Genomic DNA, 16,140 nt, shown 5'->3' on the forward strand with positions numbered 1-16,140 from the left:
GGATCCTCCCACCGAGCGGGAACGACGAAGGGCCCCGGTCGGCGTCTCGCCTTCCGGGGCCCTCCACACTCTGTACCCCCGACCGGATTCGAACCGGCGCTACCGCCTTGAGAGGGCGGCGTGCTAGGCCGCTACACAACGGGGGCTTGAGCTGTGCTGCTCGGGACCGGGGCCCCGGGCAACGGAGCGAAACTCTAGACGAACCTGTCGTTTCGCACCAAATCCCGGCCTGCGGCCGGGATTTCGCTGGGATACAAGGACTCGAACCTTGACTAACTGAACCAGAATCAGTCGTGCTGCCAATTACACCATATCCCACTGTCAGGGCCCGTCGGGGCGCCCTCAGGCCCCCTGGGGAGCCGAGCCAGAACGATACACGGGGCGGTCCGGCCCGGCCAAAACGCCCCGGTCGACCGTCCGCGGGAGACCCATCCGGCGCGCCGCCCACCAGGCGAGGCCGAGGTAGACGAGGGACTGGGTCAGGGTGCCCGGCAGGCTCCACCAGCTGCCACCCGTGGGGTTGAGCGCGTCGCCCAGGTCGGCGAAGGCCAGCGCCAGGCCGAAGGCCAGGAAGTTGTTGAGCACGTGCATGGCGATCGCCGCCTCCAGCCCCCCGGTGACCACCACCAGCACCCCGGCGACCAGGCCGAAGGCGAAGCGGTCGAAGAAGACCGGGAGGTCCTGGGCGCCGTGCGCGAGGCCGAAGAGCAGGGCCGGCACGACCACGGCGAGGACCCGGGCGAGCAGCTCACCGCCCACGAGGCCGCCGATGGCCTGGGTGAGGTAGCCGCGGAAGAGGTACTCCTCCCCCGCGGCCTGCCACGGCGTCAGCAGCAGCACGACCAGGAGGAAGTCGCGCGTCGTGCTGGTGAAGTCGTTGGCCTCCACCGCGGCTCCCGCGACGTCCTGGGGCACCAGGGCCGTGACGACGAGGGTGGCGACCAGCGCGAGGACCGAGAGGCCGAAGCAGGCCGTGAAGTACCGCCACCGCATCCGCGGCCCGACGGAGGTGACCCAGCGCAGCGGCAGGCGGTGCAGCAGCCTGCTGGCCGCCCAGACGAGCCCGATGGCGCTGGCCAGGACGACGTTGAGGAAGGCGAGCGTCAGCGGGGACGGGTCCCGGGTGTCGACGAGCTCCTGCAGGGAGTCCACGAGCGGCTCGCCCAGCGCCACGAAGCCGACGGCGAAGACCAGCTGCCAGACCAGCGGGGCCAGCAGGAAGGCCCCGACCAGCACGACCAGGACGCCCAGCAGCGGGCGCCACGCGCCGCGGGGCCCCGCCCGGTGCAGCCGGTGGTACTCCAGCCGCGCCTCGGCCGGCGTCTCGCGGCCGGGCGCGGTCCCGGGGACGGGCGGGGCGACGTCCACGTCAGCCCAGGGCGGCGGCGAGGCGGCCCAGGCTCCGCTCCCGGCCCAGCAGCTCCATGGACTCGAAGAGCGGGGGCGAGACCTTGCGGCCGCTGACGGCGATCCGCACCGGGCCGAAGGCGTGCCGCGGCTTGAGCCCGCGCTCCTCGACCAGGGAGGTGCGCAGCGCCTGCTCGATCTCGGCGGTCGACCACGTCTGGAGGGCCTGCAGCGCGTCGTGCGCCGCTCGCACGACCTCGAGGCCGGGCTCGTCGAGCTCCTCGCTGCGGACGAACTCCTCCTCGGCCACGAAGAGGAAAGCCAGCATCGGAGCCGCCTCGGTGAGCTTGTTCATCCGCTCCGCCACCAGCGGCATGGCGAGCTCGAGCATGCGGGCGTCGGCGTCGTGCACCGGGTCGCCCAGCACGCCCTCGGCCTTGAGGAACGGGATCACCCGGTGGGTCAGCTCGTCGAGCGAGAGCATCCGCATGTGGTCGGCGTTGATCGCCTCGGCCTTCTTGAGGTCGAAGCGGGCCGGGTTGGGGTTCACGTCGGCCAGGTCGAACTTCTCCACCATCTCGGCCAGCGTGAAGACGTCGCGGTCGGCGGCGATCGCCCAGCCGAGCAGGGCGAGGTAGTTGAGCAGCCCCTCGGGCAGGAAGCCCTGCTCGCGGTAGAGCTCCATGTGGGCCTCGGGGTCCCGCTTGGAGAGCTTCTTGTTGCCCTCCCCCATCACGTAGGGCAGGTGGCCGAACTGCGGGGTCTCCTTCGCGACTCCGACGGCCTTGAGGGCGTCGAAGAGGGCGATCTGGCGCGGGGTGCTGGAGAGCAGGTCTTCGCCGCGCAGCACGTGGGTGATCTCCATCAACGCGTCGTCCACGGGGGCCACGAGGGTGTAGAGCGGGTCGCCGTTGGCCCGGCACAGCGCGAAGTCGGGCACGAACTCGGTCTGGAAGGTGATCCGGCCACGGACCAGGTCGTCGAAGCCGATCTCGCCCTCGGGCATCCGGAAGCGCACGACCGGCTTGCGTCCCTCGGCGCGGAAGGCCTCGACCTGCTCGTCGGTCAGGTCGCGGCAGAAGCCGTCGTACCCCATGACCTTCGAGCCGGCGGCCTTGCGCCGGGCGGTCGGCTCGTCGCCGGTGCAGTAGCAGTCGTAGGTGTAGCGGCTCTCCCGGAGCCTCGTCAGGACGTCGGCGTAGAGGTCGCCGCGCTCCGACTGCCGGTAGGGGCCGTACGGACCGCCCTTCAGCGGCCCCTCGTCCCAGTCGAGCCCGAGCCACTGCATGAGGTCGATCAGCGACTCGTAGGACTCGACGGTGTTGCGCTCCTTGTCGGTGTCCTCGATCCGGAAGACGAAGGTGCCGCCGTGGTGCCGGGCGAACGCCCAGTTGAAGAGCGCCGTGCGGGCCAACCCCACGTGGGGGCTGCCGGTCGGGCTGGGCGCCATCCGGACGCGGACCGGACGTGCGGGGGTGCTGTTCAACGCTGGGCCACCTTGTTCGTGAGGGTTCCGATGCCGGCGATCGAGACCTCGACCTCGTCGCCGACCTGCATGGGTCCGACGCCTGCAGGGGTGCCGGTGAGGATGACGTCGCCGGGCAGCAGCGTCATCACGCTCGAGACGTACGCCACCAGTGACGGCACGTCGTGGACCAGGTCGGCGGTCGTGCCGTCCTGGACCAGGTCGCCGTTGAGGTGGGTCTGGATCGCGACCCCGTCGGCGAAGGTCTGCGGGTCCAGGTCGGTCTCGATCCACGGCCCGAGCGGGCAGAACGAGTCGAACCCCTTGGCCCGGGTGAACTGGCCGTCCTTGCGCTGCAGGTCGCGGGCGGTGACGTCGTTGCCGATCGTGTAGCCGTGGATCACGTCGGTGGCCTGCTCCGGCGGGACGTCGCGGCAGATCCGGCCGATGACGACGGCGAGCTCGCCCTCGTAGTGCAGGTCGGAGGTCTGCGGCGGGTACCAGATCGGGTCGCCGGGGCCCACCACCGAGGTGTTGGGCTTGATGAACATCATCGGCTCGTCGGGCACCTCGTGGCCGAGCTCGGCGGCGTGGTCGGCGTAGTTGCGGCCGATCCCGACCACCTTGCTCCGCGGCAGCACCGGCGCGAGCAGGCGCACGTCGGAGAGCTTGTGCTCGACCTGCAGCAGCTTGACGCCCACGTAGAGGGGGTCGCCGGCGAGCGCCACGACGACGCTGTCCTCGGCGGGCTGGCCGAGCTCGTCGACCTCCCCGGTCACGACGCCGTACATCGGCTCTTCCCCGGTGGTGAATCTGGCGATACGCACCCGCCGAGCCTATCCGCCCACCCGTGGCCGCCTACCCTTGGCCGCGTGCGCACGGCTCCCTCCCCCCGGTTGCTCGACGAGGACACGTGGCGGCGGTCCGCCCGCGCCCACGCCGACCGGGTCGAGCCCTTCGTCGCCGCCCACCTGTCGCGGCGCGGGTCCGGGGTGAAGCACCCGGTCCACGACTTCCTCTTCACCTACTACTCCCAGCGCCCCGCCCAGCTACGCCGCTGGCACCCGGGCTTCGGCGTCGCCCTGGCCGGCGCCGACGAGCACGCCGGCCTCAAGGGCTACGAGCGGGTCCCCGGCGAGGGCGGCGCGGTCGACGCGGTCTCGGTCTCCGCGACGTACGTCGCCGGGCAGCGGCCGCTGCTGGTGGCCCTGCGCCGGCTGCTGGCGGCCACGGCGGCCCGACCGGCCTCGTACCGCTGCTTCGGGCTGCACGAGTGGGCGATGGTCCACCGCCTCGCCGAGGACGAGACCCGGCACGCCGACTGGCCGCTGCGGCTCGGCCCCGAGGGCACCGACGCGGTGGTCGAGGGGCACCGGATCGCCTGCTCGCACTTCGACGCCTACCGCTTCTTCACCCCCTCGGCGCGACCGCTCAACGTGCTGCGTCCCGGCCGGGACGACCGCGTCGACTTCGAGCAGCCGGGCTGCCTGCACGCCGCGATGGACCTCTACAAGCACGCCTTCCGGCTGACCCCGATGGTCTGCTCCGACCTCGTCGCCGACTGCTTCGAGCTGGCCCGCGACGTGCGGGTGCTCGACATGCGGGCGGCGCCCTACGACCTCTCCGGGCTCGATGTGGACGGTGAGCCCTTCGTGCCGGTGCGGATCGAGACGCCCGAGGGCAAGCAGGAGTACGCCGCCGCCCAACGCCGCTTCGCCGAGCGCGCCGCGCCGCTGCGGGCCCGGCTCCTCGCGGAGTGCGACCGGCTGCTCGCGGTGGCCGACGCCGTCGACCTGCCCGATCCGGCCGGCGAGCCGCGGTGAGCGACCACCCGCGGTACCCGGGCCACTCGGTCCTGCAGGTGCCGGTGCCGGCGCTGGAGCCGTGGGTCCGGGAGCGGACCGCCCACCACGACATGGCCTACGTGTCGGCCGACCCCGCGTTCGTCCACGCCCACGTGACGGCGCTCGGCCCGTTCCTCCCCTCGCCGGGGCCCGAGGACCTCGCGGCGGTCGCTGCCGTGGCCGCGGCCACGCCGCCCTTCGACTTCGTGCTGGAGCGCACCGGCACCTTCCCCAACGGGATCGTCCACGCACTGCCGGAGCCCGCCGGCCCCTTCCGGGAGCTGACCCGGCGGCTGGTCGCGGCCTTCCCGCAGTGCCCGCCGTACGCCGGGGCGTTCCCCGACCCCGTGCCGCACCTCACCCTCGACGCGCTGTCGGACGAGGTCACCGAGGCCTCGACGCGGGCGGCCCTGGGCGGCCTGCTGCCCGCCCACGGCCGGGCCGAGCACCTCGACCTGGCGTGGTACGAGCAGGACGGCTGCCGGGTGCTGCACCGGTGGCCGCTCGGCCTGGCGGGCGCCCGCGCGGCGTCCCGTTAGCGTGTCCACCGTGCGCAGCGAGGAGGACCGGACCTGGACCGACGAGGACTGGTACGGCGAGGACCTCTCGGGGACGCGCTTCGTCCGCTGCACCTTCCGCCGGGTCGACCTCACCGAGGCGTTGATGCGGGGCACCCACTTCGAGGAGTGCACCTTCGACGGCTGCCGGCTCAACGTCGCGACGCTGGAGTCGGCGGCGCTCGTCCTCTGCACGCTCCGCGGGTGCAACCTCTTCGACGCCACCCTGAGCGGCTGCAAGCTGGTGGGCTCGACGTTCGCGGAGTGCACGCTGCGGCCGGTGACGGTCGTCGGCGGCCAGTGGCGCGGCGTCTCGCTGCGCGGGGCCGACCTGGCCCGGGCCGACCTGTCGGGCGTGGACCTGCGCGAGGCCGACCTCACCGGGGCCGACCTCAGCGGCGCCACCCTGCGCGGCACCGCCCTGGACGGCGCCGAGCTGCGGGGCACCAGGCTCACGGGCGCCGACCTCACGGGCGCGTCGCTGGACCGCGTCGACCTCCGCGCGGCCCACCTCGAGCGGACGCGGCTCGACCTGGCCGGCGCGGTGCTGCTCGCCGAGCTGCACGGCGCCGTCGTGGAGACGACCCCCCTCTGAGCCGACGACCGGGCCGGCGACCGGGTCGACGCGCGGGCCGACGCGCGGGCCGGCGCCGTCGCGCACGGCGTCAGGACCGGACGACCCGGTCCCCCGCCCGCACGCGGATGCCGTCGAGCACCAGGCGCAGGCACTCCTCGAAGTCGCTCCCCTGCTCGGGCTCCGCGTCGATGGCACCCGCGCTCGCCGCCTGCAGCCGCGTCTGCTCCTCGGCGGCGTGACCCAGCACGAGGTGGAGCAGGGTGCGGGTGGCGGTCCGCACGAGCTCCTCGTCGAGCCCGCTGCCGGCCAGCTCGCCCGCGAGGCTCGCGGGAGCGGCGTCCGCGCCGAGCCCGAAGGCGTGCACGGTCGCGACCAGCTCGGCGCCGTCACGCCACGCGAGCAGCGAGTCCCGCAGCCGCCGCGCGGCGGTGGCGACCCGCTCGTCCCACGGCCCGTCGGGCGCCGCGGAGAGGCCCCGGGCGAGCAGCTCGTCGGCCACCGCCGCCAGCAGCGTCTGCTTGTTGGCGAAGTGGTGGTAGAGCGCGCTCGGCCGGACCCCGAGCTCCTGGCCCAGCCGGCGCATCGTGAGGTCGGGCAGTCCGTAGCGGTCGAGCACCTCGATCGCCCGCTCGACCACGTCCTCGCGTCGGTACCCCACGCGTCGCCTTCCCTTCATCCGGCCCTGCCCGGCCCCGGCCGGCGCCGCGAGACGTTCCCGGGACCGGTTGACGGGGTGCGTCGCCGACCTTAACCTGAACGCCGTTCACCTGACCAGCGTTCAGTTCCACGACGCCCTCGCCGAAAGCATCCCACCGTGAGCCTGCGCCCCTCCCGTCCCGGACACGACCTCGCCCTGGTCACCGCCTTCACGGCGCTGATCGCGGTCTGCGCGATCCTCCCCGGCCTCAAGATCGGCCTCCCGGTCCCCGTCACCCTGCAGACCTTCGGCGTGCTGCTGGCTGGCGCCGTCCTCGGCGCGCGCCGCGGCTTCCTCGCCGTGACCCTCTACCTGGTGGTGGGCGCGGCAGGCCTGCCCGTCTTCTCGGGCGGCGCCGCCGGGCTCGGCGTCTTCCAGGGCCCCACCATGGGCTACCTGCTCGCGTTCCCCTTCGCCGCGGCCCTGTGTGGCTTCCTCGTCGAGCGCCTCCCCCGGCAGAAGGTCGCCTCCTCGGTGCCGCTCGTCTTCGCCGCCGGCTTCCTGTCCAGCGCCCTGCTGATCCACACCGGCGGGATGGCCGGCCTGGTCTGGCGCCTGCCCACCACGTGGGAGGGCGCCTGGGACATCGACAAGTTCTTCTGGGCGGGCGACATCGTCAAGAACGTCGTGATGGCGCTGGTCGCCACCTCCGTGCACCGCGCCTTCCCCGACCTGCTCGGCACCCCCCGGCCGGTCGACCGACCGGAGCGCGAGACCATCGGGGCGTGACCCGCCTCGAGCTCGACCGGGTCGCCGTCCGGGCTCCCGGCCCCGACGGCGACGTGGTGATCCTGCAGGAGACGACGCTCGACCTCACCCAGCGACGGATCGCCCTCGTCGGCCCCAACGGCTCCGGCAAGTCGACCCTCGCACGGCTGCTCAACGGCCTGGTCGCCCCCAGCTCGGGTGCCGTGCGGGTCGACGGGCTCGACGTCGCGCGCGAGGGCAAGGAGGTGCGGCGACGCGTCGGCTTCGTCTTCACCGATCCCTCGGCCCAGCTGGTGATGCCGACCGTCCTGGAGGACGTGGCGCTCTCCCTCCGCCGCACCCACCGCGACCGCACCGCACGGCTCGCGACCGCCCGTGCCGTGCTGGCCCGCTTCGGCCTCGACCCGCTGGCCGACCGCAGCGTCCACACCCTGTCGGGCGGGCAGCGGCAGCTCCTGGCGCTGGCCGGCGTCCTGGCCACCGACCCGGCGGTGCTGGTCGCCGACGAGCCCACGACCCTGCTCGACCTCGCCAACAGCCGGATGATCGGTGACCTGCTGCTGGGCCTGCCCCAGCAGCTGGTCCTCGTGACCCACGACCTCGACCTGGCCGCACGCTGCGACCGGGCGCTGGTGGTCTCCGGCGGCAGGGTCGCCTTCGATGGGCCCGCGGAGGCCGCGGTCGCGCACTACCGGGCCACCGCGTGAGGCAGCTCCCCCTGCTCGACGCCCACCGGCCGGGCACCAGCTGGCTGCACCGGCTGCCGGCCGGGGCCAAGCTGCTCGGCATGCTGGCCGCGGGCGTGGTGGTGATCGTCCTGCGCGGACCCCTCACCGGGGTCGGCGCGCTGGCGGTGGCGCTCGCCCTGGTCGCCTCCTCGGGCCTCGGGCTGGCCGACACGCTGCGCGCCCTCCGCAGCCTGCTGCTGCTCGGCCTCCTGGTCGGCCTCTACCACCTGCTGCAGCGCAGCTGGGCGCTCGCCGCGGAGCAGGTGACCGACCTGGTCGCGCTGATCCTGCTCGCGACGGTGGTCACCACGACCACGCCGGTGGACGCGATGCTGGACGCGATCGTCCGGGCGCTGGGCCCCCTGCGCTCGCTGGGGGTGCGGCCCGAGCGGGTGGCCCTCGCCTTCAGCCTCGTGCTGCGCTCGATCCCGCTCACCCTGGCCGTCGCGGCCGAGACCGCCGACGCCGCGCGGGCCCGGGGCCTGGGCCGCAGCCCCCGCGCCCTGCTCACCCCGATGGTGATCCGCACGGTCGCCCACGCCCGGGTGACGGGCGAGGCGCTGCACGCGCGCGGGCTGGGCGACGACTGAGCCGACTATCCTCACCGGCGTGATCGTCTCCCACCGGCAGCGCCTCCTCTTCGTGCACGTGCAGAAGACCGGTGGCCTCTCCACCGACACGCTGCTGGAGCGGCTGCTGCCCGACGCCGAGCGGGTCCAGGGGCTCCCCGGGACGCGGCACGCCAAGCTCCGGTCGGCGCTCCGGGTCCACCCGGAGCTGTCCGACTACTTCGTCTTCGGCTTCGTGCGCAACCCGTGGGCCCGTCTGCTCTCCTGGCACGCGATGGTGCTGCGCCGCAACGCGGCCGCCGAGTCGGGCAACGACTTCGTGGCCCGACGCCTCGAGGCCAACAGCTTCTGGCGCAAGGTGGGCGAGGAGTACGCCGACTTCGAGGAGTTCGTGCTGCGCGGCACCCGCGAGGTCCCGCGGCTCGGCACCCCGCAGCTCGACTGGCTGCGCGCGCCCGGACGCCGGGCCGACTTCATCGGCCGCACCGAGACCTTCGCCGACGACCTCGTCGCGGCCCTCGCGCAGGCCGGGGTCGCGGTCCCCGACGGAGCGGTCGAACGGCGCAACGCGGGCCCGCCGACCGACTACCGCCGCGCCTACACCGACGAGATGCGCGACCGGGTGGCCGAGGCGTTCGCCGACGACGTCGACGCCTTCGGCTACCGGTTCTGACCCGGGCCACGCCCCCCGTCACAGCCCGGTCAAGGCCCGTTCACCAGCCGGGCGGCCGACGCTGCGACCACGGCGCCGCGGCCTCGACCTGCGCCGCGACCGACAGCAGCAGCTGGTCCTCGGCCGGTCGGGCCGCGAGCATCACGCCGACCGGGAGGCCGTCGGCGGTCTGGTGCAGCGGCAGCGAGACCGCCGGCATCCCGGTGACGTTCCAGGCGGACGTCCAGGGGGTGAAGCGGGTCTGCGCCGCGAAGTCCGCGGCGGGGTCCTCGTCGTCCCGCAACGCCCCCACGGGCAACGGCGGCGAGGCCAGCGTCGGGGTCAGCACCAGGTCGTAGGGCGCCAGCGCCATCAGCGCCGCGGCGGCCAGGCGCCGCATCTCGCCGATGGCCAGGCCGAACTCCGGGCCCGAGACCCGCTCCCCCCGGGCCGCGAGCCAGCGGGTGAGCGGGCGCAGGTCGCCCTCGCGCCCCTCGGGCGCCCGGGACAGCGCCGTCAGCACCGACCAGCACACCTCGAAGACCGCCACCGCCTCGCGCGGCAACGGCACGGGGACGTCCTCGACCTCGTGGCCCAGCGACTCCAGCAGCCGGGAGGCGTCCTCGTACGCCGTCACGCACTCCGGGTGAACCTCGGTGTCGGCGAGCACCGGCTCCAGGAACCGGGCGACCCGCAGCCGTCCGGGCGCGCGGTCGCAGGCCGAGAGGAAGGTGGAGCCGGGCTCGGGCGCCCACGTCGGGTCGCCGGTCCGCGGCCCGGCGAGCACGTCGAGCAGCGCCGCGGCGTCCCGCACGTCCCGGGCGAGCGGGCCGGCGGTGGCCAGCCCCACCGGGTCGCCGTACGCCGGACCCCCGCTGATCCGCCCGCGCGAGGGCTTGAGCCCCACCAGCCCGCAGCACGAGGCGGGGATCCGGATGGAGCCGCCGCCGTCCGAGCCCGGCGCCACCGGCACGAGCCCGGCGGCCACCGCCGCCGCGGCGCCGCCCGAGGAGCCGCCGGCCATCCGCGTGCGGTCCCACGGGGTCACCGCGGGCGGCAGCCCCTCGGGCTCGGTGTAGCAGGGCGAGCCGAACTCCGGGGTGCTGGTCTTGGCGAACCACACCATGCCGGCGTCCTCGACCGAGCGGACCAGGTGGTCGGACAGCTCCGGCACGTGGTCGGCGTACGCGGCGGAGCCGAACGTCGTCCGCACCCCCGTCGTGGGGTGCAGGTCCTTGATCGCCGTGGGGACGCCGTGCAGCGGCGAGGCCGCCTCCCGGGGCAGCGCCGCCGCCCGTGCCCGGGCGAGGTCGGGGACCACCGTGACGAAGGCGCCGACGTCGTCGGCTCGGGCGAGGTAGTGGTCCAGCAGCTGGAGGGGAGAGACCTCGCCGCGGCGCACCGCCGCGCCCTGCTCGAGGGCCGTCAGGTCGTGCAGCTCTGCCATGCCCGGACCCTACGCGGGACCCGAAGCCCTGCGGGAGCGGCGGACCAGCAGCCCCCCGACCACGAGGAGCAGGAGGACGGCGCCCACCGCGACACCCCAGGGAAGCAGGTCCGGGTCGGACCCGACCGTGGCTCCGGCGCCGTCGTCGTCCTCGTCCTCCTCCGGCCCGGTCGCGGACGCCTCGCCGGAGGGCGTCTGCGTGGCCTCGAGCCCGGGACCCTGCTCCCCCTCGGTGTACTCCGGGACACCCTCAACGTCGCCGAGCACCTCGGCGCGCAGCTCGACGGGTACGGCGAAGTCACGGTCCTCGTCCAGGGCACCCATGCCGAGCACGAAGACCTGATCGCCACCGCGGGTCGCGGTCTGGTGGCGCCACAGGGGCGCCTCCCCGTTGGCCAGCCGCAGGGGCGGCACGACAGCCGTCAGCACCACCGGCTCCCTGCCGGAGTACATGCTGTTGCCCCGCACCTCCGGATGACCCGCGACGGCGGGCACCGCCTGCCACAGCGCGGTGTGCGCCCACAGCCGGACGGGATTGCCCTGGAAGCCCAGACGGTCCGCGGCCCGCGCGTCCGGTCGCACCCGGGCCGAGAGCCGAACCGCCTGGCCGTACTCCGCCGGGACCCGGTAGACCAGCTGCTCGGAGGGACGCAGGGTGTCGGCGTAGGTCGTGCCGGGCTCCAGGGCCGGGGCGTCGGCGAAGTGCACGCCGCCCACGACCGGCACTCTCTCCCCGCTCCGCGGCAGGTCGACGACGTCGACCCACTCCTCGTCGGGCGCGTCCAGCGGGCCCGGCAGCAGGGCCAGGTTGTCGATCTCGCCGTGCGTGCCCACCCGGAGCAGGTAGTCCGACGGCTCCGAGGTCAGCTGGACGGAGAGCACCAACCGATCGGCGGCGAGACACTCCTCCTGCCGCCAGCCCCGACTGAGCTGGTGGTGCTCGATCCCCGCAGCCGAGATCGGGGTCAGGCCGAGGATCTGGAACTCCTGGGCGATGGAGTTCTCGCACTCCGCGCCCTCCGGCGTGAGGAGCTTGAGGTGGATGGCCGTGTGCCAGTTCTCGTCGTCCTTGCGCGGCCGGACGAGGACCGAAGCGGTGAGCCCTCCGTCGACCGGCTTCTCCACGAGATAGGTCCGGACGAGGTCATCGCCCCGGGAGGTGTCGACGTAGGTGCCCGGCTGCAGCGGCAGCGGGTCCTCCACGGTCTCCCCTCCCAGGACCCGCTCGCCGTCGAGCCGGAACCGTCGCATCTCCCGCACGCTGACCTTGACCAGGCTGCTGGACAGCTCTTCGGCCGAGGAGGCGTCGTAATAGGTGCCGTTGCCCCGGCGGGCGATGCACCGCAGGGCCTCGCGGGCCCGGCCGGAGACGTCGAGGCCGACCACGTTGATGGTCAGGTCGATGCCCTGGTCTGCCAGCTGGGCGGCCACCTCGCACGGGTCGGGCTCACAGGTGGGCTCGCCGTCGGAGAGCAGCACGATCGTGCGGGCGACGCCGTCCTCGGCCGGGCCGAGGTCCCGGCCGGCCTCGCGCAGCGCGTGGCCGATCGGGGTCTCCCCGTAGGGCTCGTAGTCGCGGACGGCCCCGGTCAGGGCTGCGCGGTCCAGCGGCCCGACCGGGACCACCGCCCGGGAGTCTGTGCAGGCGCCCGGCTCGCTGCGGTCGAAGACCTCGGACCCGAAGACGCGTATCCCGACCTCGGCCTCGTCGGGCAGCTCGTCGACGACCCGGCCGAGCGCGTCCTTGGCCGCCTGGATCTTGCTGCCGCCACCGGCTGCGGACTCGGCCATCGACCCCGAGGAGTCCAGCACCAGGACCAGGCGTCCGGTCCCGTCCTCACCACCGTCGGGTGCCTCGCGAGTGGCGGACACCGGGGCCGGCTCCTCCCCCGCACGGGCAGCGGGGGCAGGGCCCGCCAGTCCGGCGACGAGCGCGACGGCCAAGCAGACGAGCAGAGCGGGGAGCAGGCGGGGCAGGGGTCGGGTGCGGGTGGGCGGGTGCTGGTGGTGCGCAGGCATGGCCTCCATACTGCCCTCCTATGATGGACCGAACCCGAGGGACCCGCCCGGTCCGCGCGCCGCGGACCGCCGGCTCAGTCCACGTGGTGGCGCCGGAGCCCGTAGGTGAGGCCGTCGACCAGCGCCTCCCACGAGGCCTCGACCACGTTGGCACCCACCCCGACGGTGACCCAGGAGGACTCCCCGTCGGAGGTCTCGATCAGGACGCGGGTGACGGCGTCGGTGCCGTGGCCCGCGTCGAGGATCCGGACCTTGTAGTCGATGAGCTCGAACTTGGCGACCTCGGGGTAGGCCTGCGAGATGGCCTGGCGGAGCGCCGCGTCGAGGGCGTTCACGGGGCCGTTGCCCTCGCCGGTCACGACGAACCGGACGCCCGAGGAGACCAGCTTGACCGTGGCCTCGGAGAGCGCCTCCTCACCCGCGCCGGAGCCGCGCGAGGCGCTCTCGGTGATCACCCGCCAGGACTCCACCTCGAAGTACGACGGCCGGTGGCCCTCCGCCTCCTCGACGAGCAGCAGCTCGAAGGAGGCGTCGGCGGCCTCGAAGGTGTACCCCTGCTGCTCGAGCGTCTTGACCCGGTCGGTGACGCGGCCGATCAGCTCGCGGTCCTCGTCGGAGTCGCCGAGGTCGAAGCCCAGCTCACGGCTCTTGAGCTGGATCGAGGCGCGGCCCGCCATGTCGGAGACCAGCAGCCGCATGTCGTTGCCGACCTCGACGGGGTCGAGGTGCTGGTAGAGGTTCGGGTCGACCTTGATGGCCGAGGCGTGCAGCCCGGCCTTGTGGGCGAACGCCGACGCGCCGACGTAGGGCTGCCGGCCGGCGGGCGGGACGTTGGTGACCTCCGCGACCGCGTGGGCGATCCGGGTGGCCTCGCGCAGCAGCCCCTCGGGCAGCACCTGCCGGTCGAGCTTGAGCTGGAGGTTGGCGACGACGGTGACGAGGTCGGCGTTGCCGGTGCGCTCGCCGTAGCCGTTGAGCGTGCCCTGGACGTGGGTCGCCCCCGCGTCCACCGCCGCGAGGCTGTTCGCGACCGCGCAGCCGGTGTCGTTGTGGCAGTGGATGCCGACCCGGCCACCGGTCGCGTCGAGCACGTCGGCCACGACGTGGGAGACCCAGCCCGGCAGCATGCCGCCGTTGGTGTCGCAGAGGGCGGCCACCTCGGCGCCCGCCTCGTAGGCGGTCCGGAGCACCTCGAGCGCGTAGGCGCGGTTGTCCCGGTAGCCGTCGAAGAAGTGCTCCGCGTCGAGGAAGACGGTGCGGCCCTCGGCGACGAGGTGGGCGACGGTGTCCCCGACCATCGCGAGGTTCTCCTCGAGCGTGGTGCGCAGGGCCAGCTCGACGTGCCGGTCGTGTGACTTCGCGACGAGCGTGACGACCGGGGTCCCCGAGTCGCGCAGCGCGGCCACCTGCGGGTCGTCGGCCGCCCGTACGCCGGCCTTGCGGGTCGCGCCGAAGGCCGCGAGCCGGGCGTGGCGCAGGTCGAGCTCGGTGGCGGCGCGGCGGAAGAACTCCGTGTCCTTGGGGTTGGCACCGGGCCAGCCGCCCTCGATGAACCCGACGCCGAGGTCGTCGAGCTGGCGCGCGATCGTCAGCTTGTCGGCGACGGAGAGGTTGAGCCCCTCCTGCTGCGCGCCGTCGCGCAAGGTGGTGTCGTAGACGTGGAACGAGCCCTGCAGGTCCATCTCGGCATCTCTCGGGTCGGGTCCGGGCAACAAAAAAAACCTCCCGGGGTACGGAAGGTTGCGCGTCGAGGGGGTCCTCGACGCGCTAGCGAATGATCACCTGGTCGTGCACAGACGGCATCGTGCCACGCGCGTGGACCGTGCGTCAGCGGAGTCCGGGGATCGGGACCGCACGCCAGGGCGCGTCGGAGGCCGGGTCCCAGTGGGTGCCCTGGGCGGCGAGGGAGACGAACCCGGACGCGACGGCCCCGACGACCGCCGCCGCGACGAGCCAGCCGACGCCGCGAGCCGCCACCGGGCGGACCACCCGACCCACCGGACGCCGCACCCGGCCGCTCCCCGGTCCGGCCCACAGCCCCAGCACGAAGCCCGCGCCCACCAGCCCCAGCGAGAGGGACTCCCCCACCGCGAAGGCGAAGCAGAGCAGGCCCACCGCGAGGGCGACCCCCGCCGCCCAGGCCCCCAGGAGCAGGGTCCCGGGCACCGCGGCCAGCAGGTGGTAGGGGGTGGAGAACGAGGCCAGCACGCCGTCGTACCAGCGGGCGCCCCGGGCCAGCCGCCGGTCGCGGACCGCCGACGCCGCGCGGGAGCCGCTGCGCAGGAGCCAGGCGAGGACGACCAGGGTCGCCGCCGCGAGCCACGGGGCCCACGCGAGCGCCGCGGCCGCGGCGGTCGCCGTGCCGCCGAGCAGGACCGCACGTCGCAGCCGCTCCATCGGCGGCACCGGCTCCGGGGCGCGGTCGTCCCCGGTCCAGGGGACCCACGCCTCGTCCTCGTCGTCGTCCTCGTCAGACCAGTCGTCGGTCGGGGCGTCCTGCCAGTCGTCCCGCCCGTCGTCGGTCGGGGCGTCCCGCCAGTCGTCCCGCCAGTCGTCGGTCGGGTCGTCGTCCCAGTCGTCAGTCCCCGGGACCGGGAGGGCGAGGGTGCGCGGCTCGTCCGGGAGGGGCCGCGGCACCGGGCGGCCCGGGGGGACGCCGTCGCGCAGCCACGCCCGCAGCTCGGCCACCTTGGGCCGGGCCGTCGGCTCGGGGTCGAGGGCGGCCAGCACCACCCGGCGGAGGGGGCCGTCGAGCCCGCGCAGGTCGTGCTCCCCGCGGCGGACGCGGTCCATCACGGCGACGTCGGGGCCGGCACCGTAGGGGCGCCGGCCGGTGGCGGCCCAGGCGACCGTGGCCGCCCACGAGTGGACGTCGGAGGCCGGCGTCGGGTCGTGGCCGTGCAGGATCTCGGGAGCCAGGTAGCCGGGGGTGCCCATCAGCCACCCCACCCGGGTGATCCGCGGGTCGTCGGCGAGGCGCGCGAGGCCGAAGTCGATGAGGACGGGGTTGCGTCCCTCCATCAGCACGTTGGAGGGCTTGACGTCGCGGTGGAGCACGCCGACCGCGTGCACCGCCGCGAGCGCCTCGGCGAGGGCGGCAGCGAGGTGGACCAGGTCGTCGCCGCGGACCGGTCCCTCCTGGCGGACGTGCTCCTGGAGCGAGAGCCCGGGGACGTAGCGGGTGACCACGAAGGGGACCTGGCCCCACGGGTCGGCGTCCAGCACCTCGGCCACCCGCGGGCTGCGGACCCGGCTCAGCGTCTCCACCTCGCGGGCCAGCCGGGCACGGGCCTCGTCGTCGCCCACCACCTGGGGACGGAGCACCTTGAGGGCCACCCGCGGACCGCCCGGTCGCGCGGCGAGGTGCACCACGCCCATGCCGCCCTCGCCCAGGCGGGTGAGCAGCTGGTAGCCCCCGATCCGCAGCCCCGGGGCCGTGCGCCCGGCGGGTCCATGCTGCTGGCGGGGGGCGGCGGTCACCCGGCGAGCGTACCCAGCGGTCGGCCTCCCGGGCGGGAGGCCGACCCGTG

The 16,140-nt window shown here is 74.5% G+C and carries 15 protein-coding genes and 2 tRNA genes; 7 read left to right on the forward strand and 10 right to left on the reverse strand.

The genetic code is table 11. The features are described from left to right. Positions 1–73: 73 nt before the first annotated feature. From DNK53_RS07900 to DNK53_RS07920, 5 genes are all read right to left on the reverse strand, one after another. Positions 74–146 (reverse strand) — tRNA-Glu (locus tag DNK53_RS07900). Positions 147–246: 100 nt separating this feature from the next. After that, a tRNA-Gln gene (locus DNK53_RS07905) sits at positions 247–318 on the reverse strand. A 24-nt stretch (positions 319–342) separates the two neighbouring features. Next, positions 343–1,368, reverse strand: a complete 1,026-nt coding sequence (locus DNK53_RS07910) for a CPBP family intramembrane glutamic endopeptidase (RefSeq protein ID WP_110181760.1) — start codon at positions 1,366–1,368, stop codon at positions 343–345. A gap of 1 nt (position 1,369) precedes the next feature. Then, on the reverse strand, positions 1,370–2,797 hold the full coding sequence (gltX, locus tag DNK53_RS07915) for a glutamate--tRNA ligase (RefSeq protein ID WP_239456492.1): 1,428 nt from the start codon (positions 2,795–2,797) through the stop codon (positions 1,370–1,372). Positions 2,798–2,829: 32 nt separating this feature from the next. After that, positions 2,830–3,639, reverse strand: coding sequence for a fumarylacetoacetate hydrolase family protein (locus tag DNK53_RS07920; protein WP_110181762.1), 810 nt, complete (start codon positions 3,637–3,639; stop codon positions 2,830–2,832). A 45-nt stretch (positions 3,640–3,684) separates the two neighbouring features. On the opposite strand from DNK53_RS07920, the gene DNK53_RS07925 reads away from it, so the two are divergent. From DNK53_RS07925 to DNK53_RS07935, 3 genes are read left to right on the forward strand one after another with little or no spacing between them, the layout of a single operon-like run. Beyond that, positions 3,685–4,635: a 3-methyladenine DNA glycosylase gene (locus DNK53_RS07925; RefSeq protein ID WP_239456421.1), complete on the forward strand. Its 951-nt coding sequence runs from the start codon at positions 3,685–3,687 to the stop codon at positions 4,633–4,635. Continuing rightward, positions 4,632–5,195 (forward strand): 2'-5' RNA ligase family protein, encoded by a 564-nt coding sequence (locus DNK53_RS07930; RefSeq protein ID WP_239456422.1) that lies wholly within the window; start codon positions 4,632–4,634, stop codon positions 5,193–5,195. Before DNK53_RS07925 ends, DNK53_RS07930 begins: the two co-directional genes overlap by 4 nt. A 10-nt stretch (positions 5,196–5,205) precedes the next feature. Further along, positions 5,206–5,808, forward strand: coding sequence for a pentapeptide repeat-containing protein (locus DNK53_RS07935; RefSeq protein WP_110182385.1), 603 nt, complete (start codon positions 5,206–5,208; stop codon positions 5,806–5,808). A gap of 70 nt (positions 5,809–5,878) precedes the next feature. Here DNK53_RS07935 and DNK53_RS07940 read toward each other — a convergent pair whose 3' ends face one another. Next, positions 5,879–6,448, reverse strand: a complete 570-nt coding sequence (locus DNK53_RS07940; RefSeq protein WP_110181764.1) for a TetR/AcrR family transcriptional regulator C-terminal domain-containing protein — start codon at positions 6,446–6,448, stop codon at positions 5,879–5,881. Positions 6,449–6,604: 156 nt separating this feature from the next. Here DNK53_RS07940 and DNK53_RS07945 point away from each other — a divergent pair, with 156 nt between their 5' ends. The 4 genes from DNK53_RS07945 to DNK53_RS07960 are packed head-to-tail and all read left to right on the forward strand — an operon-like array spanning position 6,605 to position 9,165. Further along, positions 6,605–7,216, forward strand: a complete 612-nt coding sequence (locus tag DNK53_RS07945) for a biotin transporter BioY (RefSeq protein ID WP_110181765.1) — start codon at positions 6,605–6,607, stop codon at positions 7,214–7,216. Beyond that, positions 7,213–7,902 (forward strand): energy-coupling factor ABC transporter ATP-binding protein, encoded by a 690-nt coding sequence (locus DNK53_RS07950; RefSeq protein WP_110181766.1) that lies wholly within the window; start codon positions 7,213–7,215, stop codon positions 7,900–7,902. The genes DNK53_RS07945 and DNK53_RS07950 overlap by 4 nt, the downstream gene beginning before the upstream one ends. Then, positions 7,899–8,513 carry an energy-coupling factor transporter transmembrane component T family protein gene (locus tag DNK53_RS07955; RefSeq protein ID WP_239456423.1) on the forward strand — a complete coding sequence of 205 codons (615 nt, stop codon included), beginning with the start codon at positions 7,899–7,901 and terminating at the stop codon, positions 8,511–8,513. Before DNK53_RS07950 ends, DNK53_RS07955 begins: the two co-directional genes overlap by 4 nt. Before the next feature lie 19 nt (positions 8,514–8,532). Further along, positions 8,533–9,165, forward strand: a complete 633-nt coding sequence (locus DNK53_RS07960; protein ID WP_162599831.1) for a sulfotransferase family 2 domain-containing protein — start codon at positions 8,533–8,535, stop codon at positions 9,163–9,165. A 40-nt stretch (positions 9,166–9,205) separates the two neighbouring features. On the opposite strand, the gene DNK53_RS07965 is transcribed toward DNK53_RS07960, so the two are convergent. The 4 genes from DNK53_RS07965 to DNK53_RS07980 all read right to left on the reverse strand — a co-directional run bounded on the left by DNK53_RS07965 (position 9,206) and on the right by DNK53_RS07980 (position 16,090). Continuing rightward, positions 9,206–10,591, reverse strand: a complete 1,386-nt coding sequence (locus tag DNK53_RS07965; RefSeq protein WP_110181768.1) for an amidase — start codon at positions 10,589–10,591, stop codon at positions 9,206–9,208. A 9-nt stretch (positions 10,592–10,600) separates the two neighbouring features. Beyond that, on the reverse strand, positions 10,601–12,619 hold the full coding sequence (locus tag DNK53_RS07970; protein ID WP_110181769.1) for a vWA domain-containing protein: 2,019 nt from the start codon (positions 12,617–12,619) through the stop codon (positions 10,601–10,603). Between the two features lie 65 nt (positions 12,620–12,684). Continuing rightward, a complete protein-coding gene (cimA, locus tag DNK53_RS07975) occupies positions 12,685–14,292 on the reverse strand; it encodes a citramalate synthase (protein WP_110181770.1) in 1,608 nt (535 codons plus the stop codon). A 145-nt stretch (positions 14,293–14,437) separates the two neighbouring features. After that, positions 14,438–16,090, reverse strand: a complete 1,653-nt coding sequence (locus tag DNK53_RS07980; protein WP_110181771.1) for a serine/threonine-protein kinase — start codon at positions 16,088–16,090, stop codon at positions 14,438–14,440. Between the last annotated feature and the right edge of the window lie 50 nt (positions 16,091–16,140).

It is taken from the genome of Nocardioides solisilvae (assembly GCF_003194625.1).
Taxonomy (GTDB): domain Bacteria; phylum Actinomycetota; class Actinomycetes; order Propionibacteriales; family Nocardioidaceae; genus Nocardioides; species Nocardioides solisilvae.